This is a genomic window from Ruegeria sp. AE4, from assembly GCF_056542185.1.
Genome location: NZ_JBQFZK010000005.1, coordinates 14,726 through 39,440, shown reverse-complemented (window position 1 = coordinate 39,440; position 24,715 = coordinate 14,726). Strand labels below are relative to the sequence as shown.

At 57.2% G+C, this 24,715-nt stretch carries 23 protein-coding genes; 14 read left to right on the top strand and 9 right to left on the bottom strand.

From position 1 onward, the window contains the following. Positions 1-47 precede the first annotated feature (47 nt). The 10 genes from ACR0EK_RS09270 to speB all read left to right on the top strand — a co-directional run bounded on the left by ACR0EK_RS09270 (position 48) and on the right by speB (position 11,048). Positions 48-632, top strand: a complete 585-nt coding sequence (locus ACR0EK_RS09270; protein ID WP_480481631.1) for a TRAP transporter small permease — start codon at positions 48-50, stop codon at positions 630-632. Further along, the gene (locus ACR0EK_RS09265) at positions 629-1,942 is read left to right on the top strand and encodes a TRAP transporter large permease (protein ID WP_480899543.1); all 1,314 of its coding nucleotides are present in this window, start codon (positions 629-631) and stop codon (positions 1,940-1,942) included. The genes ACR0EK_RS09270 and ACR0EK_RS09265 overlap by 4 nt, the downstream gene beginning before the upstream one ends. A 91-nt stretch (positions 1,943-2,033) precedes the next feature. Beyond that, complete coding sequence (locus ACR0EK_RS09260; RefSeq protein ID WP_480899542.1) at positions 2,034-2,798, top strand: SDR family NAD(P)-dependent oxidoreductase; 765 nt, start codon at positions 2,034-2,036, stop codon at positions 2,796-2,798. 10 nt (positions 2,799-2,808) lie between these two features. Beyond that, positions 2,809-3,576 carry a crotonase/enoyl-CoA hydratase family protein gene (locus ACR0EK_RS09255; protein WP_480967766.1) on the top strand — a complete coding sequence of 256 codons (768 nt, stop codon included), beginning with the start codon at positions 2,809-2,811 and terminating at the stop codon, positions 3,574-3,576. A 4-nt stretch (positions 3,577-3,580) separates the two neighbouring features. Continuing rightward, positions 3,581-4,063 (top strand): MarR family winged helix-turn-helix transcriptional regulator, encoded by a 483-nt coding sequence (locus ACR0EK_RS09250; protein ID WP_480831681.1) that lies wholly within the window; start codon positions 3,581-3,583, stop codon positions 4,061-4,063. Positions 4,064-4,065: 2 nt separating this feature from the next. Beyond that, complete coding sequence (locus ACR0EK_RS09245) at positions 4,066-5,883, top strand: feruloyl-CoA synthase (protein WP_480967765.1); 1,818 nt, start codon at positions 4,066-4,068, stop codon at positions 5,881-5,883. 15 nt (positions 5,884-5,898) lie between these two features. Further along, positions 5,899-6,774 (top strand): amidohydrolase family protein, encoded by an 876-nt coding sequence (locus tag ACR0EK_RS09240; RefSeq protein ID WP_480899538.1) that lies wholly within the window; start codon positions 5,899-5,901, stop codon positions 6,772-6,774. A 118-nt stretch (positions 6,775-6,892) separates the two neighbouring features. Next, a complete protein-coding gene (locus ACR0EK_RS09235) occupies positions 6,893-8,422 on the top strand; it encodes an acyl-CoA dehydrogenase family protein (protein ID WP_480899537.1) in 1,530 nt (509 codons plus the stop codon). A 69-nt stretch (positions 8,423-8,491) separates the two neighbouring features. Continuing rightward, a complete protein-coding gene (locus tag ACR0EK_RS09230; protein ID WP_480899535.1) occupies positions 8,492-9,781 on the top strand; it encodes a flavin-dependent oxidoreductase in 1,290 nt (429 codons plus the stop codon). 289 nt (positions 9,782-10,070) lie between these two features. Further along, entirely contained in the window at positions 10,071-11,048 is a 978-nt protein-coding gene (gene speB / locus ACR0EK_RS09225) for an agmatinase (RefSeq protein ID WP_480831672.1), read from the top strand. A 30-nt stretch (positions 11,049-11,078) separates the two neighbouring features. On the opposite strand, the gene ACR0EK_RS09220 is transcribed toward speB, so the two are convergent. The 9 genes from ACR0EK_RS09220 to ACR0EK_RS09180 all read right to left on the bottom strand — a co-directional run bounded on the left by ACR0EK_RS09220 (position 11,079) and on the right by ACR0EK_RS09180 (position 21,290). Further along, positions 11,079-12,299 carry an aminopeptidase P family protein gene (locus tag ACR0EK_RS09220; RefSeq protein WP_267365893.1) on the bottom strand — a complete coding sequence of 407 codons (1,221 nt, stop codon included), beginning with the start codon at positions 12,297-12,299 and terminating at the stop codon, positions 11,079-11,081. 162 nt (positions 12,300-12,461) lie between these two features. Then, positions 12,462-13,673, bottom strand: a complete 1,212-nt coding sequence (locus ACR0EK_RS09215; protein WP_267365892.1) for an ABC transporter permease — start codon at positions 13,671-13,673, stop codon at positions 12,462-12,464. 5 nt (positions 13,674-13,678) lie between these two features. Beyond that, positions 13,679-14,953, bottom strand: coding sequence for an ABC transporter permease (locus ACR0EK_RS09210; RefSeq protein WP_209504364.1), 1,275 nt, complete (start codon positions 14,951-14,953; stop codon positions 13,679-13,681). Positions 14,954-15,023: 70 nt separating this feature from the next. Continuing rightward, entirely contained in the window at positions 15,024-16,115 is a 1,092-nt protein-coding gene (locus ACR0EK_RS09205; protein ID WP_480481704.1) for an extracellular solute-binding protein, read from the bottom strand. Between the two features lie 103 nt (positions 16,116-16,218). Next, positions 16,219-17,319, bottom strand: coding sequence for an ABC transporter ATP-binding protein (locus ACR0EK_RS09200; RefSeq protein WP_480486135.1), 1,101 nt, complete (start codon positions 17,317-17,319; stop codon positions 16,219-16,221). A gap of 136 nt (positions 17,320-17,455) precedes the next feature. After that, positions 17,456-18,166 carry a maleate cis-trans isomerase family protein gene (locus tag ACR0EK_RS09195; RefSeq protein ID WP_480545704.1) on the bottom strand — a complete coding sequence of 237 codons (711 nt, stop codon included), beginning with the start codon at positions 18,164-18,166 and terminating at the stop codon, positions 17,456-17,458. Beyond that, entirely contained in the window at positions 18,163-19,308 is a 1,146-nt protein-coding gene (locus tag ACR0EK_RS09190; protein WP_480870367.1) for a M24 family metallopeptidase, read from the bottom strand. The genes ACR0EK_RS09195 and ACR0EK_RS09190 overlap by 4 nt, the downstream gene beginning before the upstream one ends. After that, positions 19,305-20,348, bottom strand: a complete 1,044-nt coding sequence (locus ACR0EK_RS09185; RefSeq protein ID WP_480557413.1) for a pyridoxal-phosphate dependent enzyme — start codon at positions 20,346-20,348, stop codon at positions 19,305-19,307. Before ACR0EK_RS09185 ends, ACR0EK_RS09190 begins: the two co-directional genes overlap by 4 nt. A gap of 69 nt (positions 20,349-20,417) precedes the next feature. Further along, on the bottom strand, positions 20,418-21,290 hold the full coding sequence (locus ACR0EK_RS09180; RefSeq protein ID WP_480913857.1) for a LysR family transcriptional regulator: 873 nt from the start codon (positions 21,288-21,290) through the stop codon (positions 20,418-20,420). A gap of 107 nt (positions 21,291-21,397) precedes the next feature. Here ACR0EK_RS09180 and ACR0EK_RS09175 point away from each other — a divergent pair, with 107 nt between their 5' ends. From ACR0EK_RS09175 to ACR0EK_RS09160, 4 genes are read left to right on the top strand one after another with little or no spacing between them, the layout of a single operon-like run. Next, positions 21,398-21,997 (top strand): amino acid synthesis family protein, encoded by a 600-nt coding sequence (locus tag ACR0EK_RS09175; RefSeq protein WP_480967764.1) that lies wholly within the window; start codon positions 21,398-21,400, stop codon positions 21,995-21,997. Continuing rightward, positions 21,969-22,757, top strand: coding sequence for an alpha/beta fold hydrolase (locus ACR0EK_RS09170; RefSeq protein WP_480773525.1), 789 nt, complete (start codon positions 21,969-21,971; stop codon positions 22,755-22,757). Before ACR0EK_RS09175 ends, ACR0EK_RS09170 begins: the two co-directional genes overlap by 29 nt. After that, positions 22,754-23,671, top strand: a complete 918-nt coding sequence (locus ACR0EK_RS09165) for a flavin reductase family protein (RefSeq protein ID WP_480773524.1) — start codon at positions 22,754-22,756, stop codon at positions 23,669-23,671. The genes ACR0EK_RS09170 and ACR0EK_RS09165 overlap by 4 nt, the downstream gene beginning before the upstream one ends. 3 nt (positions 23,672-23,674) lie before the next feature. Continuing rightward, complete coding sequence (locus ACR0EK_RS09160; RefSeq protein ID WP_480967763.1) at positions 23,675-24,709, top strand: LLM class flavin-dependent oxidoreductase; 1,035 nt, start codon at positions 23,675-23,677, stop codon at positions 24,707-24,709. Positions 24,710-24,715 lie beyond the last annotated feature (6 nt).

Here is a 24,715-nt window from a genome sequence, read left to right as displayed (position 1 = left end):
TTCCGGCGCTATTTCCCGCTGGGAGAGCAATCCCTTTGGAGTTGATCATGCAGAAACTGGTTGAGCGCATCGCGCGCTTCATGGCCGTTCTCGGCGGTGTGGTTCTGACTGCGCTGGTCCTGCTGACCTGTGTCAGCGTGCTGGGGCGCGGCTTGAACACGCTGGGTCACTCGGACATTCTGACGTCACTGTCGGAAGCAGCAGCAAATGCGCTGATTGCATCGGGCGTCGGGCCGGTGAATGGCGATTTTGAACTGGTCGAAGCCGGCGTTGCATTCGCCATTTTCTCGTTCCTGCCGATCTGCCAGCTCTACGGCTCTCACGCCACGGTCGATGTATTCACAAACGCCCTTCCGGCTAAGGTGAACAAGGTGATCATCACGTTCTGGGAAATCATCCTGTCGCTTGTCATCCTTTTGATTACATGGCGCCTGTTTGTCGGCATGCAAAACAAGCTGGACTATGGTGAAACGACCTTTCTGCTGCAATTTCCTGTTTGGTGGGCCTATGGGCTAAGCTTTGTTGCCGCCCTTGTCGCATCACTTGTTGCTGTCTATTGCGCCGTCGCGCAGGTCATCGAGCTTGTCACCGGGCGTCATATCCTGCCCTATCGCGGGGAGGCCGCACATTGACCATGCTCGAACTGGGCTACGTGTCCTTTCCCGTACTTCTTATCATGATTTTCCTGCGCGCGCCGATTGGCCTTGCCATGTTGCTGTGCGGGATTGGCGGGCTGTATTTTGCCATGGGTGGCACCAGCATGTTCATGGCCAAGCTCAAAACCGAAACCTACTCTACCTTCTCCAGCTATTCGCTGACGATCATTCCGATGTTCCTGCTGATGGGGCAGTTCGCGACATTGTCGGGCATGTCTTCGGCCTTGTTCAAAGCGGCCGAAAGCTGGTTGGGCCACCGTAAAGGGGGCGTCGCCATGGCGGCAGTTGGCGCTTGTGCCGGATTTGGCGCAATCTGCGGGTCCTCCCTGGCCACCGCCGCGACGATGAGCCGTGTCGCGCTGCCCGAACTGCGCCGCTACGGCTATTCCGGCGGGTTTTCGACCGCAACGCTTGCTGCTGGCGGCACATTGGGCATTCTGATCCCGCCTTCGGTGATCCTTGTGATCTATGCGATCCTGACGGAACAGAATATCGCCAAGCTGTTTCTCGCGGCCTTTGTCCCCGGCATTCTGGCAGCGCTCGGCTATATCATCACGATTTCGATCTATGTGCGCATGTATCCTGACGCCGCCGGCACCCGCGAAGCGATCCCTTATCCTGAACGCGTACGGGCACTGCTGGATGTCTGGCCTGTCCTGCTGGTTTTTGGCCTTGTTGTTGGTGGCATCTATCTTGGCTGGTTCACCCCAACCGAAGGCGCAGCCGTGGGGGCGGCGGGAACCGGGTTGATCGCTCTGATCTCGGGCAATCTGAGCTGGCAGGTCTTCGTCGAAAGCATCATTGCCACGGCCTCAAGCACGGCGATGATCTTCTTCATCGTGTTGGGCGCAGGGCTGTATAACAGTTTCCTAGCGCTCACTCAGGTACCGCAGGAACTGTCTGGCTGGGTCGTTGGACTTGGGCTCAGCCCGTGGATGGTGTTGTGCCTGATCCTGGTGTTCTATCTGATCTTTGGATGTCTGATGGACAGCCTGTCAATGATCCTGCTGACAATCCCGATCTTCTTTCCGGTCATCAGCGCACTGGATTTCGGCATGAGCCCCGAACATGTGGCCATCTGGTTCGGTATTCTGGTTCTGATCGTTGTCGAGGTCGGGCTGATCACCCCTCCGGTCGGAATGAATCTGTTCATTATCAACGCTATGGATCGTTCAACCCCGATGACCCAAACTTACAAAGCAGTGATGTGGTTCGTCACCTCTGACATCATTCGGGTCATGATCCTGGTGCTGTTTCCAGCCATTACCCTGTTCCTGATCCCCTAGCTTAGACACCAACAGCGGTCCGGAGCAGGCCCATCCGAAAATAGGTATGAGATACAACAATGATTGAGCATACTAAATTGGAGAGAGCACCATGCAGTTAAGTGGATGTATCGCCCTGGTCACCGGCGGCGGAAGCGGACTGGGCGCTGCAACGGCAAGGCATTTCGCCGCCAGCGGAGCAAAGGTTGCCGTTTTGGATTTCAATGCTGCAGGTGCGAAGGCAGTCGCTGACGAAATTGGTGGTCTTGCCCTGCAAGCCGATGTCAGTGACGAGGCCGCCGTCAGTGCCGCGTTTGAGACGGCAGTATCCCATTTCGGGTCGGCGCCCAGAATCGCCGTCAGTTGTGCAGGCGTCGGCATGGCGGCCAGGATCGTTGGGCGCGAAGGCAAGCTGTCATTCGACGTGTTCGAGAAAACTCTGCGCGTGAACCTTTTTGGCACCTACAACGTGATGAGCCACGCGGCGAGACACATGGCCGGTCTCGACCCGTTGGCTGACGGTGAACGCGGTGTGATCATCAACACGGCGTCGGTTGCGTGGCAGGACGGTCAATTGGGTCAAGCCGCTTATGCCGCGTCCAAAGGGGCAATCGCTTCGATGTGCCTGCCTGCCGCGCGGGAACTCGCACAGTCGGGTATTCGGGTGATGGCCATCGCACCCGGCCTGTTCCACACGCCAATGATGGAAGGCTTGCCGGAAGAGGTCACTGCCAAGATCACTGCGAACATTCCTTTCCCTGCCCGCCTTGGCGAAGCGCGCGAGTTCGCAATGCTCGCCGAACAGATCGTTGAAAACCCGTTTTTGAATGGCACCACTATTCGACTTGACGGCGCCGTTCGTCTGCCGCCCCGGTAAGGAGTTCCCCATGGACAGCCAAATCCTGAACATTGAGGTCAACGGATCCATCGCGACCCTGACCATGAACCGCCCAGACAAGCGAAACGCGATGTGCGAGGAACTGTTGGGCGCGCTGGATGATTTCTTTTCTGCACCACAAAAAAATGTGCGTGTGGTGATCCTGACCGGAACTGAAGGGCACTATTGTTCCGGGTTGGACCTGTCCGAGCATGTTCATCGTACAGCCGAGGAAAACCTGCATCATTCCCGTCACTGGCACAGCGTCATGGACAAGATCCAGTTTGGTGGGCTTGCGGTTGTCTCGGCCATGTTTGGTGCCGTGATCGGCGGCGGGCTGGAGCTTGCAGCGGCAACACATGTTCGCATCGCTGAACCTTCGACGATCTTTCAGCTTCCCGAAGGCCGCCGCGGAATATTTGTCGGCGGCGGTGCGACCGCGCGGGTCGGTCGCCTGCTGGGGGCCGATCGGATGACCGAGATGATGCTGACCGGCCGCAAATATGGTGCCGATGAAGGGGTATCGCTGGGGCTGGCACATTATAGCGTTGGTGAAGGCGAGGCTTTGGCGCTGGCCCAAACGCTGGCAGGTAAGATTTCCCGAAACGCGCCACTGTCAAACTATCTGATGATTCAGGCGGTCGCGAGGATCAATGAAATGTCGCAAAACGACGGGCTGTTTACTGAATCTCTGGCTGCGGCCCTGTCGCAAACAACACCGGATGCGCAGGAGGGGCTGCGGGCCTTTCTTGAAAAGCGCGCCCCGAACTTCAGGTGAACACATGAAAAGGAAACATGAACACACGCCAGAAGACGGCGCGCCAAACACGATTAGCGATGCTACGCTGCGGGGGTTTGTCGGGTATCGCATGAAACGGGCCTTCAATGTGGTGCAGGAAGATCTGACGACAACTCTGCGCCCCTTTGATCTGCGAATGCTGACGTATACGGCACTGGTTCTCATCGTCGATAACCCCGGTTTGCGGCAGTCCCAACTGGCTGACGCAATGGATATCGAGCGCCCGAACCTTGTCGTTATCATTGATGAACTGGAGCGCAGGGAACTGATCGTCCGCGACCGGGTACCCACCGACCGGCGCGCCTATGCCCTCAGGACGACATTGGCGGGAAGGCAATTATATGAAAAGGCCGTCGCCGCGGTTACCGCCCACGAAGGCAAGCTGCTGGCCGGTTTGGATGACGCAACCATCACCACCGTTTTCGATGCCCTCAGGACGATCGAAAAAGCGAGGAAAAGGGGCTGATCATGCAACGCACATCGGAATACCTAGTGCATTCTGTTTCGCGCGAAGATCGGGCCGACGGCTCCATCCTGCTAAAATCGAACCACACTCTTGGTCCTGTCGTCGACAAAACCGGTGTCTGGCTGCACGCCTGGGCCTCGGACGCGCCTGACCGAACGTTCATTGCTGAACGCAGCGGCGCGGGATGGCGCAAGGAAAGCTATGCGACCACGCTTGAAAAGGTGCGAGCCATCGCAAGCTCGCTATTGGGGCGTGGGATGGGGCCTGACACACCGATCCTGATCATGAGCGGTAACGGTGTCGATCACGGTCTGCTAAGCCTTGCTGCTCAGTATATCGGCATACCAACAGCCCCCGTGGCTGAGCAGTACGCGTTGATCCATGGCGCGCACGGCCGCCTGCGCCATGCCATCGAACTGGTGCGCCCGAAGATGGCCTATGTCGTCGATGGGGATCAATACCGAGAGGCGCTGGAACTGGATGCGCTTCAAGGGGTCGAAATCGTAGCCAGCCGACAAGGCAGGAACAGTCAGGTCACAGCGTTCGACGAACTTCTCAAAGGGGATGTCAGTGTCGATCTTGCGGCCGCCTATGAACTGGTTGGCCCCGATTCCGTCGCCAAGATCCTGATGACCAGCGGTTCAACCTCGGCCCCGAAGGGGGTCATCACGACCCAACGCATGATGTGTGTGAACCAGACCATGCTGGCCGACGCGTTGCCATTTCTGCGCACGCGTCCGCCCCGTGTGGTCGATTGGCTGCCATGGAACCACGTCTTTGGCGGATCACATAATTTCAACATGATGCTCGCCAACGGCGGAAGCTTCTACATCGACGACGGCAAACCGGTAGCTGGTTTGTTTGAGCGGACGCTGGAAAATCTGTCTATGGTCACCGGCACGCTCAGCTTCAATGTTCCCGTAGGTTACGGCATGCTGCTGGGCGCATTGCAGCGGGATGGCGATCTGCGTCGGCGGTTCTTCGAAGAACTTGATCTGATCTTTTATGCGGGAGCGTCACTGCCACAGGATATCTGGTCTGGATTTGAACAGATGGCGCTGGATGTCAAAGGTGAGATACCGCTGATGACCTCGTCCTGGGGACTGACCGAAACAGCGCCCGCTACAATGATGCAGTCCGAGCCCATTGATCGTTCCGGGGTTGTTGGCGTTCCGATGAACGGCGTGACACTCAAGCTGATACCGGATGAAGACATGAGGTGCGAAACGCGCATCAAAGGGCCAAACGTGATGCCTGGCTATTTCAACGAACCCGAAAAGACGGCCAGTGTTTTCGATGAAGAAGGGTTTTTCATTACCGGCGACGCCATGCGGTTCATCGACCCGCAGGATGTGAATAAAGGTATGAAATTCGACGGCCGGATTTCTGAAGATTTCAAGTTGCTGACCGGAACATGGGTGCGTGCCGCGCAATTGCGGATGGACTTGTTGACCTGCCTTGCGCCTCTTGCCTCAGATCTGGTCATTACAGGTGCCGACAGAAATGAGATCGGCGTCATGGTCTTTCCCGATGTCGCCGAGCTGAAGCGGGAAGGATTTGACCTGAGCGACGACAGTGGCGCCTACCGCTGCAAACTGCTGCAAGGTGAAATCCACCGCCGTCTGGCAGAGCGCGCACGCGAGGTATCGGGCAGTTCCACACGGGTCGGGCGTGCCATTGTTCTTAGCGAGCCCGCCTCAATGCCCGAGGGCGAAATGACCGCCAAGGGGAACCTCAATTTCCGCAAAATACTGACACGACGGCAAAATTTACTTGAGCGTCTTTATGACGACGCCGACCCGGCAATCGTAAAGATCTGAGAAAGGAACGAACAGATGGTCGATATCTCCAAGGTTCGCGCAATCGACATTCACACCCACGCTGAAGAACCCTGCGGGTGCCACTCGGACGATGGCTATGACGACCTGCAGGCAACCATGGCCAATTACTTTGGCGCTCCGTGGAGCCACCCGCCTACGGTTCCCGAGACTGCACAGCACTATCGCGAGCAAAACATAGCCGCGGTGATCTTCCCGGTCGATGCCGAGCGGGAGACCGGCTATCGGCGCTACAAAAACGAAGAAGTTGCCGCTTTGGCGGCGGAAAATGACGATGTGCTCATCCCGTTTGCGTCAATCGATCCGCACAAGGGCAAGATGGGTGCACGCGAGGCGCGCCGCCTGATCCGAGAATTTGGTATCAAAGGGTTCAAGTTTCATCCGACGATGCAGGGGTTCTACCCCAATGACCGTATGGCTTATGACCTTTACGAGGCAATCGCGGAGGAAGGCTGCATCGCCCTGTTTCACACAGGCCAAACCGGTGTCGGTTCGGGCATGCGCGGCGGTAACGGAATGCGGCTTAAATACTCGAACCCGATGTTCATGGATGACGTCGCCGTCGATTTTCCGGATATGAAGATTATCCTCGCCCATCCGTCATTTCCCTGGCAGGAAGAAGCTCTGTCCGTGGCGCAGCACAAGCCCAACGTCTATATCGACCTGTCCGGCTGGTCACCAAAGTACTTCCCCGAGATTCTGGTGAAATACTGCAACTCGATCCTCAGGAAAAAGGTCCTGTTTGGGTCCGACTGGCCAATGATCACTCCTGAACGCTGGCTGTCGGATTTCGAGAAGATCAATATCAAGGACGAACTGCGCCCTGACATCATCAAAGGCAATGCCGCGCGCCTGCTGGGACTGACTGCGTGATGCTGCCCCCTGCCCCATCGCGCCCCTACCCAGTCACTTTGAACTTCGACTGTGCCGAACCGCCAGAACCGGGCCGCGTCGTGGCCGCCGAAATCACCAGCTGTCGGATGATTTGATCATGAAGCCATTCGAAGCCCCGCTTGCGGATATCTTATTCACGTTGAACCACGTTGCCCGGGCAACCGAGCTTCCAGATTGGGACGCTGACCTGGCTGGTGAGATCGGCGAACATTTTGCGGCCTTCGCGCAAGGTGAAATTGCCCCGCTGGACGAGCCGGGAGACAGGCAGGGATGCTCGCTGGAAAACGGTCGCGTATCCATGCCGGCTGGCTTTGCCCAAGTTTATGCCACGTATTCGGAACAGGGCTGGCCCTCTCTCACCGTGCCTGAGGAATATGGCGGTCAAGGGCTTGGAGCCTTGATGCTGGCCATCACGTCCGAGGTTTTTTCGGGCGCAAACCACAGCCTTCAGATGGTTACGGGGTTGGTTCCGGGCGCGGTGCGTACCTTGTTGCGCTTTGGCACAGAGGATCAGCAATACCGGTACATTCCGTCTCTGGCCTCGGGTGAAACTCTGGCCACCATGTGCCTGACCGAACCCGGGGCCGGATCTGACCTTTCACGCGTGCGCTGCCGGGCGGAACCTGCCGAGGATGGCTGGAGGATCACGGGCGAAAAAATCTTTATCTCTGGCGGTGACCAGGACATGAGCGATCACATCCTGCATCTTGTGCTTGCGCGCACGTCCGATGACGGCGTCAGAGGTTTATCGCTGTTTCTATGCCCCAGTTCCTGCACTGACGGCAGCCGCAACCACGCTACCGTAACGCGCATCGAGGAAAAGATGGGCCTGCATGCCTCACCCTCGTGCCAGCTGGCATTTGATGGGGCCAAAGCCGAATTGATCGGGGCCGAGGGTGAAGGTCTGATGGCCATGTTCACCATGATGAACCACGCCCGGCTTGATGTCGCCCTACAGGGCGTCGCGCACGCCGCGCGGGCCTATGACATTGCCAGTACTTATGCCAGTGAAAGGGTGCAGGGACGCAATGCCGACGGTCAACCGGCAACACTGGATCAACATGCCGACATCCGCCGCATGCTGGATCAAATCGACTGGCTGGCAGTCAGTAGCCGCAGTCTTGCACATCTTGCATTTGTCACAATGGAACGGGGCACATCGCCTGACCTGGTCGATTTTCTGACCCCGGTTGCCAAGGTCTATTGCTCCGACGCCGGTATCAAGGCCGCCGAATTGGGTATGCAGGTTCTGGGCGGCTATGGCTATTTGCGCGAATACCGGCTGGAGCAGACCTATCGTGATGCCCGTATTACCTCGATTTACGAAGGGGCCAACGGCATACACGCGCGTATGCTGGCAACACGTCTGGCCGCAGGGCCTGCGGGTGACGCCTTTGCCGAATTTGTTTCACAAGAAGCCGAGCATTGGACATGCGATGCGATTTCGGACGCACTGGACACTTGGCAATCCGCTCGCAGAAAGCTGAATCAGGGTGACAGCGCGGCGATGGCGCATGGGTTCATGCAAACGACGATTGATACCGCTCTGATCTGCTTGCGGGCGCGGCTGCGCAACGCCGCGAGCCTCCACCCATCCCCGGAACGGATCAAACGCATTTGTGGTTGAGGATTGATCCACACGCACCGATTATCGACAACCAATACCCACCGCCAGTCGGACAGAAAGGCAGGCAACATGACAGATCCAAAAGTGCTGATCGCGGGCGGTGGTATTGCCGGGTTGTCGCTGGCGCTGACACTGCATCAGATTGGCATCGACTGCACCGTCTTTGAAAGCGTTCGGCACCCGCGCCCGCTGGGTGTCGGGATAAATCTGCAACCCAACGCAGTGCGTGAGTTGTACGATCTGGGTTTCACGGCTCGGGACTTGGACGGGTTCGGCGTCCCAGCGCGGGAATGGGCGCTTGTTGGTTTGAATGGGCATGAGATTTATTCGGAACCGCGCGGAACTTTTGCCGGTTACAACTGGCCGCAATACGCGGTGCATCGCGGCGCGTTTCACATGGCGCTTTACAAGCGGTTTGTCGAACGCGCAGGCCCGGATGCCGTGCGCCTCGGGTCTCGGGCCACGGGGCACCAGACCAATGCGGACGGGACGGTTACAGTGCGGCTGCAAACTGATAACGGGGCCATCCACGAAACCGGTGCCATTCTGATCGGTGCCGACGGTATCCATTCAGCCATCCGCGCCCAAATGCATCCAAGCCAACCTCCGATCCATTGGGGAGGTTCCGTCATGTGGCGCGGCACAACACTGGCAAAGCCCGTGCGCACGGGTTCCTCCTTTGTCGGACTGGGTACGCATAAGAAACGAATGGTGATCTACCCGATCTCGCACCCCGACCCCGAAACCGGCTTGGCGCTGATAAACTGGATTGCCGAAGTCACCCACGATGACCCGGCCGCGCATGCGGCAACCGGATGGTTCCGGCAGGTTGAGGCCAAGGATTTTGCGCACCATTTTGACGGATGGACCTATGATTGGTTGGATGTTCCAGCTCTGATCCGCGGTGCGGATGTGACATATGAAAACCCGATGATCGACCGCGATCCGGTTGAAACGTGGGTTGACGGGCCGGTTGCCTTGATCGGAGACGCCGCCCATCCGATGTACCCCACCGGTTCGAATGGGGCCAGCCAGGCGATCATGGACGCCCGCGTTTTGGGGGCCAGCTTGCTCAAGCATGGCGTGGGTCCAACCGCGCTGGCGGCTTATGATGACACGCTGTGCGGTCCGGTGTCAGACCTTGTCCTTCGCAATCGGGGTTCCGGGCCTTTTGGCCTGTTGAATTTGGTCAACGACCGCTGTGCCGGTGTGTTCGACGATATTGAAACGGTCATTCCCTTGGCTGAAAGGGCCAGTTTCATGGCCAAATACAAAGCTGCCGCCGGTTTCGCGCGTGACGCCCTGAACAGTGCACCGCCAACGATTGCGCCCGGCTCGCAACTTGTGCGGCAGGCATGATGTAAAAGCCTTCGGGGATTGAACATCTGCACCCATGAAAACACCGCTTCTCCGGACCCGTGTATCGCCCGCAAAATCACGCGCTGCCGTGAACGATTTTGCGGTACCACAGCTTGCCCCTCTGAATTTTCGTTTGTGGCGAAAGGACCAACAGCTAATCGGAAAGAATGCACCGGATCAAACCTGTCTGAACGCCAGACATGGTTTGATCGAAGAAAATTAATATCATTGCACCGCCTTCTCATGTTCAATTGCACGCAAGGCGACAGGGCCATTGAAAGGATTGAATATGCAGGATCATGGATATGCGTCAGGACGACTGAACCTACCTTTCGTTGGAATATCGACCTTTGGAAAATCTCCGTATGTCGAGGATTGGGACAAAATTGATGCGGATGTTTGTGTCCTAGGTGCCCCCTTTGATTTCGGCACCCAATGGCGCGCCGGGGCAAGGTTCGGCCCTCGGGCCGTGCGCGAGGCTTCGACCCTGTTCAGTTTTGGACATGCTGGAGCATATGACCACGAAGACGACGCAACCTATCTGGACAGTTCCGTGCGCATCGTGGATTTGGGGGATGCGGATATCGTCCACACAAAGACCGAGGTCAGCCACGAAAACATCGCCTATGGTGTTCGCAAAATTCTGTCCGCCGGAGCGCTGCCGCTTGTGATCGGTGGCGATCACTCTGTCAACATTCCCTGCATTTCCGCGTTTGAAGATGATTGTGCACAAAACGGCCCGATCCACGTGGTTCAAATTGATGCGCATCTGGATTTCGTGGACGAGCGTCACGGTGTCACCAATGGCCACGGCAACCCCATGCGGCGGGCAATCGAGAAAGACTATGTCTCGGGGATGACCCAGTTGGGCATTCGGAACGTCTCGTCAACCGCCAAGGAAGGATACGAGGACGCACGCGCACGCGGATCAGACATCTTGTCCGTGCGTCAGGTGAGAAAGCTGGGAACCGGGGGCGTTCTTGAACGCATCCCCGAAGGTGCTCGGTACTATGTGACAATAGATATCGACGCCTTTTGCCCCTCTATCGCGGCGGGGACCGGGACACCCAGCCATGGCGGATTTCTGTATTATGACGTACTGGAAATCCTTCAAGGCCTCGCTAAACGCGGCAATGTCGTCGGCATTGACCTTGTCGAAGTGGCACCAGCCTATGACCCCAGCGAAAGCACGCAGATTCTGGCTGCGCAGCTATTGTTGAATTTCCTGGGTTTCATCTTTCACGAACGCGCCGGTCGCGAAAAATGAAGGGGGAACGTATGTTCCCCCTTCTTTGTATCAGGCACCGATGATGTTGTGGCCGGGCCCATATGGGAAGCCGGTAATGTTTTCGGCCCCATCTTCGCCAACCACCAGAATATCATGCTCGCGGTAGCCCCCTGCACCGGGTTGCCCTTCGGGGATCCACAGCATGGGCTCGATTGAAACGACCATGCCAGGTTCCAGCACGGTGTCGATATCCTCGCGCAGTTCCAGACCGGCCTCGCGCCCGTAATAGTGGCTGAGAATGCCGAACGAGTGGCCATACCCGAACGAGCGGTATTGCAGCAGCCCCTCATCGGCAAAGAAACGGTTGATCTCGGCGGTGATGCCTGAACAGGTCGCACCGGGTTTGATCAGGCTCAGGCCCAGTTCATGGGCCGCCACATTGGCCTTCCAAAGGCGCAGGCTGTCAGCGTCCGGCTCGCCCAGAAACAGGGTACGTTCCAGCGCGGTGTAATAGCCTGAGATCATCGGGAAAGTGTTCAGCGACAGGATATCGCCTTTTTGCAGAGCGCGTTTTGTAACCGGGTTATGTGCGCCATCGGTGTTCAGCCCGGACTGGAACCAAACCCAGGTGTCGCGATATTCGGCGTCTGGATAAGCGCGCGCGATTTCCTCTTCCATTGCGTCACGGCCCGCCATGGCAATCTCGATCTCAGTTGCGCCTTCACGGATGGCGGCATGGATCGCCGCCCCGCCAACATCCGCGGTGCGAGCCCCACCCTTGATCAACTCAATCTCTTCAGCGGATTTGACCATGCGCGCGGTCATTGTATCCGGCGCGATGTCAACCAGCTCGGGGGTACCCAGCATCCGCAGGGCGGTGTCGCGGGCGGCCAGCGTCATGTGGTCGCCTTCAATGCCGATCCGCTTGGCGTTGCCGATCAGACTTGCAACCGCACGCCAATAGTTGTCGCGCTTCCAGTCAGTATAAATCACGTTGTCTTCGACTGACCGGCGCCACGGTTGCCCGGCGTCGATGTTGGCCGAAACGGTGGTGCAGGCCTCTTGGGTGACCACGCAGCCATACGGACGGCCAAAGGAACAATACAGAAAGCCCGAGTAGTAGGCGATATTTTGCATTGATGTCAGCAGAACCGCAGGAATATCACGTGCGGCCATAATGCTGCGAAGCCTGCTGAGACGGCGATCATACTCACCCTTGCTGAACGGCAAAGGCGCTTTGTCACCATTGTGACAGGTAAAGAATTCGGGGCGTTTTGTTGTGTCGGTCATCACTTGGTCTCTCATCTTTGCCGGGCGACAAATCCCGGCCACATGTCCCGGCGTTCAGGACAGGCGGTCTCGGGGTCCGAGAGCCGATCATCCCCTTAAACGCCGCGACGCCATCGCAGCGGAGATGAACACGAGAATCGTTAGATCAGACAGAATGCTCCGTCAAGCGGGTGAAAGCCCCCGCAAACGTTCGGACCGACGACGCAGCAACTCAACCGTGGTCAGTAACGCAATCGACAGAACCACAAGGATCGTCGCAACCGCCAGAATGGTCGGGCTAATCTGTTCCCGCAGGCCCGTGAACATCTGCCACGGCAGAGTCTTCTGACTGGCCGAGCCCACGAACAGAACCACCACAACTTCGTCGAACGAGGTGATGAAGGCGAACAGACCACCCGAAATCACACCCGGCAGGATCAGCGGCATCTGGATCTTGAAGAAGGTCCGCACCGGCCCTGCCCCCATGTTGGCAGCCGCACGCGTCAGTGAACGATCAAAGCTCACAAGCGTGGCGGTCACAGTGATGATCACGAACGGGATACCCAGAACGGCGTGCGCCAGGATGACTTTCAGATAGCCCACAAAGTTCTTGTTCATGCCCAGCGTGCCTTCAAGGAACCGACCGATATCGCTGTAGAAAAAGAACATGCCAGTGGCCGAGATGATCAGCGGAACGATCATCGGCGAAATCAGGATACCCATGATAGCACGGCGGCCGGGGACGTGGCTCTGGCTGAGACCAATGGCCGCCAAGGTGCCAAGCGAGACCGAGATGATTGTGGCAATCGGGGCAATGATCAGCGAGTTCTTGAAGCTGCGTTGCCATTCATTGTTGGTAAAGAAATCGCGGTAGTGCTTCAGCGAATACCCTTCAGGGTCAAGCCGCAACATCTCGGGCGTGAAGGTAAAAAAGTCCTGTGCGTTGAACGACAGCGGCAAGACCACAAGGATCGGTGTGATCAGGAAGACGAAGATCGCACCGCAGATCACCCGGAACAGGTAGTGGTAAAACACCTGCTGCGCGGTCAGGTACGGCAACAGCTTGCGCCGGTATCGCCCTTCGTACAACCAATAAGTAAACCAGGCGAAGAACCAGCCCCCCAACAGGCCAAGTACTCCCCCCATTGGGCCGGACATCAAAAAGCCCGCGATGCCAAAGCCGAGGATATTGATCCAGCGGGCCAACTGCTCATTCTTTAGAATGTTGATGTAAATCCATGCCAGTCCGGCAATCACGATGGCACCGCCCACGATCCCTAGCAGGACCGAGCCGTTTCCGGCGCCGACAAAGATACCAGCGAATGCTCCGGCCAATGCAACGCTGGGCAGAACCATCGACATAGGTTTACGGGATATCGGAGTAAGTGCGGCCATGTCGATTATCCCAGCTTCACGTTATCAATGCCCACGATCTTGTCGTAGACCCAGTAGAGCAGCAGAACGACCGCCAGAAGTATCGTTCCCAGCGCCGCCGCCAGTCCCCAGTTCAGTGAGGACGAGATGTGATAGGCGATCCGATTCGAGATGAAGACACCTTTGGTACCGCCCACGATTTCAGGCGTGATGTAGTAGCCAATCGCCAAAATGAACACGAGGATTGAACCCGCGCCGATACCCGGAATAGATTGCGGGAAGTAGATGCGCCAGAACGTCGTCCAGTTGGTCGCACCCATGGATTTCGCGGCACGCGTGTAGGATTCCGGAATGGTCTGCATCACCGAATACATGGGCAGGATCATGAATGGCAGCAGGATATGCGTCATTGCGGTGATCGTACCGATCTGGTTATTGATGATCACCAGTCGTGCATCGTCAGCCACCAACCCCAGCCAGACCAGCGTTTCGTTGATCACGCCTTGCTGTTGCAGCATCACCTTCCACGCCGACGTCCGCACCAACAGTGACGTCCAGAACGGCAGAAGCACAAGGATCATCAGCAGATTTGAGACACGCATCGGCAACGTCGCCAGCAAATAGCTGACCGGATAAGCCAGCAGGATACAGGCACCCGTTATTACCAGAGACATAAACAGCGTTCGACCGAACAGCTTAACAAGGATTTGCTTGTCTTCGGGTTGTGCCTGCGCGCCGTCGGGGGTTCTGCGCATATCTACCGCGTTCAGAAAATACCCGTTGGTGATCTTCGGCGAATGGGTTTTGATCACGCGCCACGTTTGTGTATCGCCCCATCCGTCGTGAATATCTATTAGTTGCTCTTTAAACGGACCATCCGTTTCAGGATCCAGTTTCTTGATCTGACGACCTGACTTGCGGAACATCGAAGACATACCGGTTTCTTCGTAGTTCAAACGCGAACCAAGCCGTGTGTGCTCTTTATTGTCAATCGCAACAATCATGTCCCGCACAAAGGCATCATACACGCCCTCGCCCGGCAATTCTCCAGACTGTTCATCCCAGTTTTGAAGCGCCTCGACGGTAAGAGGCAGAGTGTCAGAGACGATGTTGTTTTCTACTGAACGGAATAGCATCGCAGCTATTGGAACAATAAAGGAAAACAGAACGAACAGAAGCAAAGGAGCGATCAACAGCAAGGCACGCAGCTTTTGCCGCCGCAACGAGCGTGCCAGCGATAGCTTGAGCGGTGTTCCATCCGCTGCCAGCATGGGTCCGGCGTTTTGGCTTGCGTCAGTCATTGGAGCCCCTTGGATCTGTCTTGGTTCAGGGGCGGCGCACCGCCCCCGACTGTGTCATGAAATCAGACGCTCATTGCGCCAGCCACGCCTGGAATTTGGCGTCGATGTCATCACGGTAATCCGCCCAGAACTCGTAGTTATACAAGAACGTGTTCTTGGCGTTTTCCGGATCGGTCGGCATATGCGGGGCCATGTCGATCCCCAGATCGGCGTGCTGACCAACCAGCGGAGCCGACGAGGCGCGGGCCGGACCGTACGAGATGTACTTGGCCTGATCCGCCAGACGCTGAGTGTCGGTTGCGAACATGATATAGTCCAGCGCGCGCTGCTTGCGCTCATCACTCAGACCGGCAGGAATGATCCAGCCATCCAGATCGAACACCTGCGCGTCCCACAGCATTGCAACCGGCTGTTTCTGCTCTTCAATCACGCTGAACAGACGGCCGTTATAGGTCGAACCCATGATGACTTCGCCGTCAGCCAGCAGTTGTGGCGTGTCCGCACCAGCAGACCACCAGACAACGCTGTCTTTGATGGTGCCCAGCTTGGCCAAGGCCTGATCCTGACCTTCCGAAGTCGCCAGAACGTCATAGACATCATCCTTGGCGACACCATCACATAGCAGCGCCCATTCCATGTTGTTGATCGGACGCTTCTCCAGCGAACGTTTGCCCGGATAGGTTTCCAGATCGAACACTGCACAGATGTCGGTCGGCGGGGTGTCACCGACCAGATCAGTGCGGTAGCCGAATGTGGTCGAATAGACGATCTGCGGGATAAAGCAGTCGCTGACCAGCAGGTCGCCGAAATCCTCAGAGGCGGGCGTGCCATCCGGAGCTGCGGCCAACTGGCTGTCGAAATCGATCTCGAGGGCCAGACCTTCGTCGCAAAGACGGATCGCGTCAGCGGCCACAACATCTACCACATCCCATGTGATGTTGCCCGCTTCGTTCATTGCGCGCAGTTTGGCAACGGCTTCGGCCGAGCTGTCATCGTTCAGAATGGTGATGCCGGTCTTTTCCGAATAGGGCTCGTGATACGCCTTCAACTGCGACTTTGAATAGGCACCGCCCCAGGAAACGATGGTCATCTCCTCGGCTGAAACAGTGCCCGCAGCCGTCGCAATCGCAGCCGCAGTGAGCATGATCTTGGTTGGTTTCATGTGTTACTCCCAGTTCATCCCGTTTTATGTGGTGGTCAGCCGATGCACGGGTTTTCACCGGCCGGTCCCTCAGCTTAACCGCGCTTGTCCCGCGCGGTTTGGTCTATGCGTCGAGCGCACGACAATCCTGTGCCAGCCAGCCGATCTCGATCTCTTGACCTGGGGTCAGGCGTACGGCGTCAGGCGCATTTCGAGTTTTGGCGATGAATTCGTTGTTTCCGGCAACGGACATGCGGAACCGGAATACGTCGCCCATGTAAATGAACTCTTCGACCCTTGCTTTCAAAGTATGCGCGTCAGCATGCAGTCGGTCTTTGTTGAATTCCACACGTTCAGGGCGGATCGAAACTTTGGTCCGGTCGCCTGCGCTGTGGACGTTGATCGGAACCGCGTCGATTTCCGAGCCATCATCCAGACGTACGACGCAAGTGTCGCCGTCAATTGATTTAACAACACCTTCCAACGTGTTGTTTTCACCAATGAATTGCGCGACAAAACTGTTTTCCGGCTCTTCGTAAAGCTGATCAGGCGGCGCCAGCTGTTGAATGCGGCCGTCATCAAATACAGCCACCCGATCTGACATGGTCAGCGCTTCGGTCTGGTCGTGGGTCACGTAGACTGTTGTGATCCCAAGCTCATGGGCCAGACGCGTGATTTCGAACTGCATATGTTCACGCAGCTGCTTGTCCAATGCCCCCAATGGCTCGTCCATCAAGACCAGTTCGGGTTCGAATACCAAGGCACGAGCCAGAGCAATCCGCTGTTGTTGCCCGCCCGACAGCTGAGCAGGACGTCGGCCACCAAAGGCGCCCATCTGAACCATATCCAGTGCGCGCTTGACCTTTTCATCCCGCTCCGACTTGCCCAGTTTACGGACTTCCAGTGGAAACGACAGGTTTTCGGCCACCGTCATATGCGGGAACAAAGCGTAATTCTGAAAAACCATGCCAATACCGCGCTTGTGCGGCGGGATATTGTTGATGGGCTTGCCGCCCAAGAGGATTTCACCGTGCGTGGCGGTTTCAAATCCGGCGAGCATCATAAGACAAGTCGTCTTGCCCGAGCCTGACGGCCCAAGCATTGTCAGAAACTCACCTTTGGGCATTGCAAGGTTTAAGTCTTTTACGACGAGGTTCTCGCCGTCATAAGACTTCTGTACGCGTTGGAATTCGACAAACGCGGCGTCGTTCATTGTATCGGCCACAAGACCCCCTGTTACGTCAAATGATTATCCGTCTTCTGCGGATTTCATTGATCTGTAGCCGTTAGTTAAGACCAAGCGATGTTCACATTGCAACAGTGAATCCTGATTTTGTTACACAATATCGGGATTTAACAGCTCACCCGGCTTCGTTCAGAGCACGCATATGCCACGCAAGACTTTGATTACTGGACAGAACCGGCTTGCCGATACGCGCGCGAATCTCGGGAATAGCCTGTTGCGTGCGAAGGTTTGTGCAACTTAGAAAAACCGCATCAACCGACGGGTCCGAGCCCAGTTTTGTGGCAGCGTCAATGACGGATTGCACCGAAATCCGAACAACTTTGGCCTCTTCTGATTCCCCGAATGTCCCAAAAACATCCATCTCCACTCCGCCTTGGGCAAAGGCCCGGCGCAGGGGAAGGTTTACCTCTTCAATATAGGGCGACAGCAGCGCGAATTTCGAAACGCCCAAGTGTCGCGCACAGGCCGTTGCCGCACGCAAAGGGTTTGTAACCTCGGCGGTCTGGCATGTCTGTTTGACAAGTTCTGCCACGCGGTCGGACCCGATAACCGAGCTTGCAGACGTGCACCCGTACCCGACAACGCGATAAGGTCGCGCGCTGGGCAGCAATCCGGCGGCGGCCGGCAGCGCCTTCTCCATTTCCGCAAGGCTTTCCGTCGTCACCTCGATCCCGCTGGGAATTCGCGTCACGTAAATTGGATACTTGCGGTCCGAAAAATACGAGCTGAATTCGGGCTCCAACGTTTCATCTGTCTGCAACACGATCAGACCAAGCGGGGTGGCCTTGGGATCGTCTTCATCAAGAGCGTAATGGATCCGGGTCATATCTCGATCACCTCTGGCCCTATGCGTGGGCTTAGAAAACGTGGGGTGCCTTCGGTGATGACAATGTTTTCTTCATGGACAAGTATTTTTGTACCAACGGCGATGCCCGGCTCCAACGTCAAAACCATGCCGGGTTCCAGCATGGTCTGGTCTGCCGGGATAAGGGACGGCCACTCTGTCAGTGACATCCCCAACCCATGACCCAACCGCCCCGCATCTGTGCCTTCCGCCTCTTTGGTCAGAACCGTGTTCATGGCATGAAACAAATCCGAGGCAGTAGCACCGGGCCGTGCGATCTCGAGCGCGGCATCCGAGGCTTCTACCAGTCTGGCGTGCGCTGATCTCACCTCGGACCGGGCTGGGCCGACGGACCAATTGCGATCAAAATCACAGAAGTAGCCATCCCAAACCAGACCTGTATCCAGCATAAGCACGTCGCCAGGTTCCAACGGCGCCGAAGTTGCAGGTGATATTACATCACTGTAACCGCCCTGCTCTGCCCCGCCTGCAAGATACGGCACCCAATCGGCCTCTTCCTCAAGGCAGAGCATCTGGAACCGGCGAAAAACCATGTCCAAAGGCACTCCTGCGCGGGCAACCTCGGGCACGCGGGCGAACGCGCGTCCAGCGATATCGCAGGCGGTTTGGATCTTCGTAATTTCAGCCTCGGATTTGATCATGCGCAACCGGCGCAGGATACTCTGATCACCGGTAATGCGACGCGAACCGAGAGCGCCGCGCAAGCGTTCAATGTCCGCCATGGGCATCCGCACGTGTGTCTCATGACCATCCGGCACCCCGATATTGCCCGAAACGGGCGTCAGTTCGGCCAGGACGTCGGCCAGAAGCGAGATACCGTCGTCTTGCAAGTCGGGCGCACTCCAGGTTCGGATGTCATCGATCCAGGTCTGCCCCATGAGCGCGGCCCCGATCGAAGGGATCACGGCCACCGGTTTGCCCGTGGCCGGTACCACCAGAAACCATGGCCGGGTTGGGCTTTCCCAAAATCGGGTCAGATAGCCGGTAAAGTAGCGCACATCAGTTTCTGTCGTCAGCAGCAGCGCCGATATATCCGCGGCTCGCATCAGCTCCTGCGCGCGTTTGGTGCGCGCCTCGAATTCTGCCTGATCGAACCCCCTCATTCCGCGATCTCCGACAGAAAGCACAAAACGCGTGAGTGTTCGTCGATCCCTATGGCTTTCCGCGCGGTTTCGTTCATCACTGCCGCAAGGCCTGCCCCGCCGGACGCCGTGGTGGCCAGCCCGGCCTTTGCCATTGCGTCAAGCTTTGCCGCCACATCGTCGTCTGACAGGGTCAGGAACAGGTCTGCGTCGCGAGCCAATCCGTTTAACGCGATCAACGATGGTTCCTTGCAGTCCAGACGCCCCATAATGCTGTCAGGGCCATCCGCGAAAACACATTTTCCGGCGGCTAAGCTGGCCTGCAACGCGGGTGCCGCTTCGGGTTCAACCACAACGATCTTCGGTGCGTCGCCCCAGATGTTTCGTGCATAGGCAGCAACGGCACCGGCCAGCCCGCCCACGCCTGCCTGCAACAGAATATGCGTCGGAACCTCGGGACACTGCCTGACAGCCTCTGCCGCCATTTGCAGATAGCCTTCCATAAGCGTCCATGGCAGGTCATAATATCCTTCCCACGAACTGTCCGACAGCAATATCCAACCGTTTTCGTCGGCAGCCATTCTCGCGGCCTCCATGCTGGCGGCATAGTCAGCACCACTTCGAACAACTTCGGCTTTTTGGCCTTTGAGACGTTCCGCAAAGGTTTCGGGCACAGTTTCAGCAATGTAAACAACGGCTTTCGCACCGAAAATTCTGGCACCCGCCGCAACACTCATGCCGTGGTTCCCGGCGCTGGCGGTCACATAGGTTGCGCCTGCCAGAGTTTGTTCACCCGGCTCACCTGTCCTCTCGGCCGCATGACGCGCAATTACATAGGCCGCCCCTAAAGCTTTGAACGAACCAAGGTTCATCCGCGCCCGCTCATCCTTCACCCAAAGCTGGGCTACAGGGGCCAGTTTCCCAACATCCACCAATGGCGTTTCTTTCGCGACAGGGCACTGAGAAAGCAAATCTTCAACACGGGCAGCATTTGTAGAAGGATACGGCGCAGACGGTGCAAGCTTTTGGCCCGCCCGATGTGGATTGGTGATGACCTGCATACTTCTCCCCTGAGTTTAGGCCCGTTGACGTGATCCCATCGGTGGAACACTGTCAACCAACGTCTGACGTCAATCAGGGACGTTGACGGCATTCGAGGCCTGTTCTGCAACCAACGCCAACAGCCAGTCGTGAAACAGCCGGGCAGCCGGATTGGCAGCGTTGGACGAAAGGTAGTACCCTTCGTTGCTGTCCACCGAACATTCATGCACGCGTACGACCAGACCCGCGGCAATCGCATGGGTCGTCAGTAATTCGCTGACCAAGGCGACACCGCTACCATGAACGGCCAGTTGCAGGGCCATCCCAAATGTATCGACAAAAACACCGGGTTGGCGGCGCAAGCCCTGTTTTTCAAACCATGTGCCCCACCCACTTGATGTCCCGACAGCCTCGATCAGCGGCAGGTCAAACACGTCTCCTGCGACTGCCGGGGATTTCACAGCAACCAGCCGGTCAGGTATCAGTCGGACAGCGCCATGCCCTACCTGTTTCTTTGACCCGAACCGAACCTGAACATCAGCGTGAGACGCGTGGAAATCATCGGGCCAGATCGCACTGAGAAGCCGAACGCGTACTTCAGGATGGCGTCTGGTAAAATCTGACAGGTATGGGGCAATAACCCAATGAGCGATGCTAACAGACGTGGCGACAGTCAAGATGTCTCCGGAGGCACTGGCGTCCACGCGCCCGGCAGCCGCGGCAAGCGCTTCAAGCGCGCTGCCAACCTCGGGCAATAGTTTACGCCCCGCATCCGTCAGCGCCAAGCTTCTGGGGTGCCTCACAAAAAGAGCTGTCCCCAAACGCATTTCGAGCGATTTCACCTGCTGACTGACCGCCGATTGCGTCAACCCAATCTCTTCGGCAGCCGCCGTAAAGCTAAGCGTTCGTGCAGCTGCCTCGAAGGATCGGAACCAGGTCAGTGGTGGAAGAGATTTACCCATTAGATCAAGCTGTCCATTAGTCTTTTTAATGGCAAAGCACATAATTCAATCATTTGTCAAAAACCCTGTCCGTTTTTAACGTTTGCGAGCGCGACAGGAGAGCTTTGATGCAACCGGAAATACGTAAGATTGTCACCTACGATGAGGAGGTCCTTGTCGAGGGCTTCCGAGCCACCAAAACCCCATGGCGCATGTTTGCCGTGGCCGCAGTGGTTCACAACCCCTGGGCAGGACGGTTTGTGGAAGACCTTAAACCCGAGATACAAGCCTATGGCCCTGTTCTGGGTGAGATGATGACGAAACGCATGATCAAACTGGCCGGGAGTGGAGAGGCAATCGAAGCCTATGGCAAAGCCGCTGTGGTCGGGCTGAATGGTGAGGTCGAGCACGCTTCGGGCCTTATTCACACCTTGCGATTTGGTAATCACTACCGAGAGGCCGTCGGCGCGAAATCCTATCTGGCGTTCACCAATACACGTGGTCCGGCAAATGCGCCGATCATGGTGCCGTTGATGGATAAAAACGACGCTGGGCGGAGGTCCCACTACCTGACAATCCAGTTCTCGATTTCTGACGCACCGCGCGATGACGAAGTTGTGGTCGTGTTGGGCGCAGCAACCTCGGGCAGACCGCACCACCGTATCGGTGACCGATATCAGGATCTTAAGGATTTGGGCCATGACCTGGACAACCCGGCCGCGGTCTGAGATCGGCGGGCTGGCGGCCATCCAGACCGGTTCGGGTCAGAATATCCTTCTGTTGCATGGTGTTGGCTTGCGGGCTGAAGCCTGGGGCGCACAATTGGACGGGCTGGCTTCTGAAGGTTGCATGACCGCTCCGGACATGCCCGGTCACGGAGACAGCCCATCGGCTGACCTGAGCATGGGGCTGTCGGCGTACACCGAACCGGCACGGGGTGTTCTGGATTGCCTGACTGGTCCGGTCGTTTTGGTGGGCCACTCGATGGGGGCCATGATCGCGCTTGATCTTGCCGCCAAAGCGTCAGACCGGGTTTGTGGGGTCGTCGCATTGAACGCGGTTTTTGAGAGAGACGCGAATGCGGCACAGGCCGTGCGCGACCGTGCGGCGCAGCTGGATGGCAAAACGATCGCTGATCCCACCAGCACATTGCATCGATGGTTCGGAGACATCGCCTCGGCCGAGCGCGATGCCTGCCGTAGATGGCTGACGGCGATAGACCCGGCTGCGTATAAAACGGCCTATTCCGTCTTCGCCCACAGTCAGAGCCCCCGACGCGATGCGTTGGAGAAACTAAGCTGCCCGGCGCTTTTTCTAACCGGCAGTCTTGAACCCAATTCGACCCCGGAGATGTCACGCGCCATGGCGGACACCGCGATGAACGGACGCGCGCAAGTCATTGAAGGCGCTGCACATATGATGCCAATGACGCACGCACCTCAGGTCAACGCCGCCATTTCCAGCTTTCTGAGTGAGCTGCGCCAATGACCGCGCTTGATCCTCGTGACCTTCGTCGTGCTTTTGGACGGTTCATGACCGGTGTAGCGGTTGTGACGACGCGCGATGACACAGGCAATCCACTCGGCTTTACGGCCAATTCCTTCACTTCGGTTTCTCTCGACCCGCCGCTGCTTTTGGTTTGTCCGGGAAAAAACCTGTCTTCTTATCACGAATTCGCAACCTGCGCCCGTTTCGCGGTGAACATTCTGGCCGAGGGGCAGGAAGATGTATCCAATACGTTTGCCGGGTTCAAAGGTGATCGATTTGCCAAAGTCGATCACTGCTTTGATACGCACGACGTCCCTTTGATCAGAGGGGCAGTCGCAACGTTTTCCTGCCGCACTCATCAGGTTGTCGAAGCCGGGGACCATTGCGTTTTGATCGGTCAGGTCGAAACGTATTCTCAGGACGATGCCCCCGGGCTTGGCTATGCGAACGGGCAGTATTTCAGCCTCGGGCTGGAACGTGGCGCGCTGGAACCATCCGGGCGAAACGTGGTCTGCGGCGCAATCATCGAACAGGACGGGCACGTCTTGCTGGAGAAAACAGAAGCCGGTTTCCGTCCGCCGCAAGTCACGCTGTCAGATCGGCAAGATTTGCGAAACAGCCTTGTGCAAGACCTGACGGCTAAAGGTGTCGATGCACGCCTTGGGGTTGCGTATTCCGTCTATGACGATGCCAACACGCATCATGTTTACATTCTTGCGTCTGCGCCGTCCCTGCCCCGGCATGGCACTTTTCAGGCAATCGCAATCAAAGACCTGGCGACCCTGCCATACGCGTCAGCACCCATCGCGACCATGATGGCTCGTTTTGCGCTGGAAAGCCGAACCCGCAATTTCTCGCTTTATCTGGGTGACGCCCAGCGGGGCGATGTGCACAGCCTGTCGGAAAGGACCTGAAGAATGGAGTTTTCCCTTTTTGCCCATATGGAACGGCTGGGCCCCGAACAGTCGCATGAGAAACTGCATGAAGAGTTCATCGAGCTGTGCAAGATGGCTGATCAGGCAGGGATGCGTGCGGTCTGGACTGGCGAACATCACGGGATGGATTTCACCATCGCACCCAACCCGCTGATGTCGCTGGTGGATATCGCGCATCATACCAAAAACGTGCGCCTTGGCACCGGCACTGTGATCGCGCCGTTCTGGCATCCGATCAAACTGGCGGGCGAAGCAGCCGCAGCAGATATCATGACCGGTGGCCGGATCGAGCTGGGCATAGCGCGCGGTGCCTACTCTTACGAATACGAGCGGCTTATGCCCGGTCTGGACGCATGGACCGCCGGTCAGCGAATGCGAGAGATAGCTCCTCTGCTGCCCAAATTGTGGGAAGGCGACTGCGCGCATGACGGAGAGTTCTTTCAGTTTCCCGCCACCAGTTCGGCCCCAAAGCCGGTGCAACCCGGCGGCCCGCCCATCTGGATTGCCGCGCGGGATCCGAACAGCCACGAGTTCGGCGTTCAGAACGGGTTCAACATTCAGGTCACCCCGCTGTGGCAAGGTATCGAAGAAATTGAGACACTGATGACCCGTTTTGAGACCGCCTGCGCCAATCACGGCGGAGCGCGCCCCAAGATCATGCTGCTTCACCACACCTATGTCGGGCGCGATGACACTGAACTGGATCAGGCTGCGCGGGATTTGTCCCGGTTTTACAACTATTTCGGCGCGTGGTTCCAAAACAAGCGACCAGTCCGACAGGGATTGATTCAGGCGCTAACCGAAGAAGAAATGGCAGCCAACGCAATGATGGCACCCGAAAATCTGGCGCGCGATCTGACAATCGGCACGGCGGACGGGGTAACAGAACGTCTGAAACGCTATGAAGACCTTGGATATGATGAATACTCGTTTTGGATTGACAGCGGCATGAGCTTCGAACGCAAACGCGCATCGCTTGCCCGTTTCATCGACGATGTAATGCCAAAGTTTCAGTGAGGGGCC

Bases quoted from the DNA above. Each gene is read 5' to 3' on its own strand.
- ACR0EK_RS09270 (WP_480481631.1), top strand. From the start codon at position 48: ATGCAGAAACTGGTTGAGCGCATCGCGCGCTTCATGGCCGTTCTCGGC.
- ACR0EK_RS09260 (WP_480899542.1), top strand. From the start codon at position 2,034: ATGCAGTTAAGTGGATGTATCGCCCTGGTCACCGGCGGCGGAAGCGGA.
- ACR0EK_RS09255 (WP_480967766.1), top strand. From the start codon at position 2,809: ATGGACAGCCAAATCCTGAACATTGAGGTCAACGGATCCATCGCGACC.
- ACR0EK_RS09250 (WP_480831681.1), top strand. From the start codon at position 3,581: ATGAAAAGGAAACATGAACACACGCCAGAAGACGGCGCGCCAAACACG.
- ACR0EK_RS09245 (WP_480967765.1), top strand. From the start codon at position 4,066: ATGCAACGCACATCGGAATACCTAGTGCATTCTGTTTCGCGCGAAGAT.
- ACR0EK_RS09240 (WP_480899538.1), top strand. From the start codon at position 5,899: ATGGTCGATATCTCCAAGGTTCGCGCAATCGACATTCACACCCACGCT.
- ACR0EK_RS09235 (WP_480899537.1), top strand. From the start codon at position 6,893: ATGAAGCCATTCGAAGCCCCGCTTGCGGATATCTTATTCACGTTGAAC.
- ACR0EK_RS09230 (WP_480899535.1), top strand. From the start codon at position 8,492: ATGACAGATCCAAAAGTGCTGATCGCGGGCGGTGGTATTGCCGGGTTG.
- speB (WP_480831672.1), top strand. From the start codon at position 10,071: ATGCAGGATCATGGATATGCGTCAGGACGACTGAACCTACCTTTCGTT.
- ACR0EK_RS09220 (WP_267365893.1), bottom strand. From the start codon at position 12,299: ATGACCGACACAACAAAACGCCCCGAATTCTTTACCTGTCACAATGGT.
- ACR0EK_RS09215 (WP_267365892.1), bottom strand. From the start codon at position 13,673: ATGGCCGCACTTACTCCGATATCCCGTAAACCTATGTCGATGGTTCTG.
- ACR0EK_RS09210 (WP_209504364.1), bottom strand. From the start codon at position 14,953: ATGACTGACGCAAGCCAAAACGCCGGACCCATGCTGGCAGCGGATGGA.
- ACR0EK_RS09205 (WP_480481704.1), bottom strand. From the start codon at position 16,115: ATGAAACCAACCAAGATCATGCTCACTGCGGCTGCGATTGCGACGGCT.
- ACR0EK_RS09195 (WP_480545704.1), bottom strand. From the start codon at position 18,166: ATGACCCGGATCCATTACGCTCTTGATGAAGACGATCCCAAGGCCACC.
- ACR0EK_RS09190 (WP_480870367.1), bottom strand. From the start codon at position 19,308: ATGAGGGGGTTCGATCAGGCAGAATTCGAGGCGCGCACCAAACGCGCG.
- ACR0EK_RS09185 (WP_480557413.1), bottom strand. From the start codon at position 20,348: ATGCAGGTCATCACCAATCCACATCGGGCGGGCCAAAAGCTTGCACCG.
- ACR0EK_RS09180 (WP_480913857.1), bottom strand. From the start codon at position 21,290: ATGGGTAAATCTCTTCCACCACTGACCTGGTTCCGATCCTTCGAGGCA.
- ACR0EK_RS09175 (WP_480967764.1), top strand. From the start codon at position 21,398: ATGCAACCGGAAATACGTAAGATTGTCACCTACGATGAGGAGGTCCTT.
- ACR0EK_RS09170 (WP_480773525.1), top strand. From the start codon at position 21,969: ATGACCTGGACAACCCGGCCGCGGTCTGAGATCGGCGGGCTGGCGGCC.
- ACR0EK_RS09165 (WP_480773524.1), top strand. From the start codon at position 22,754: ATGACCGCGCTTGATCCTCGTGACCTTCGTCGTGCTTTTGGACGGTTC.
- ACR0EK_RS09160 (WP_480967763.1), top strand. From the start codon at position 23,675: ATGGAGTTTTCCCTTTTTGCCCATATGGAACGGCTGGGCCCCGAACAG.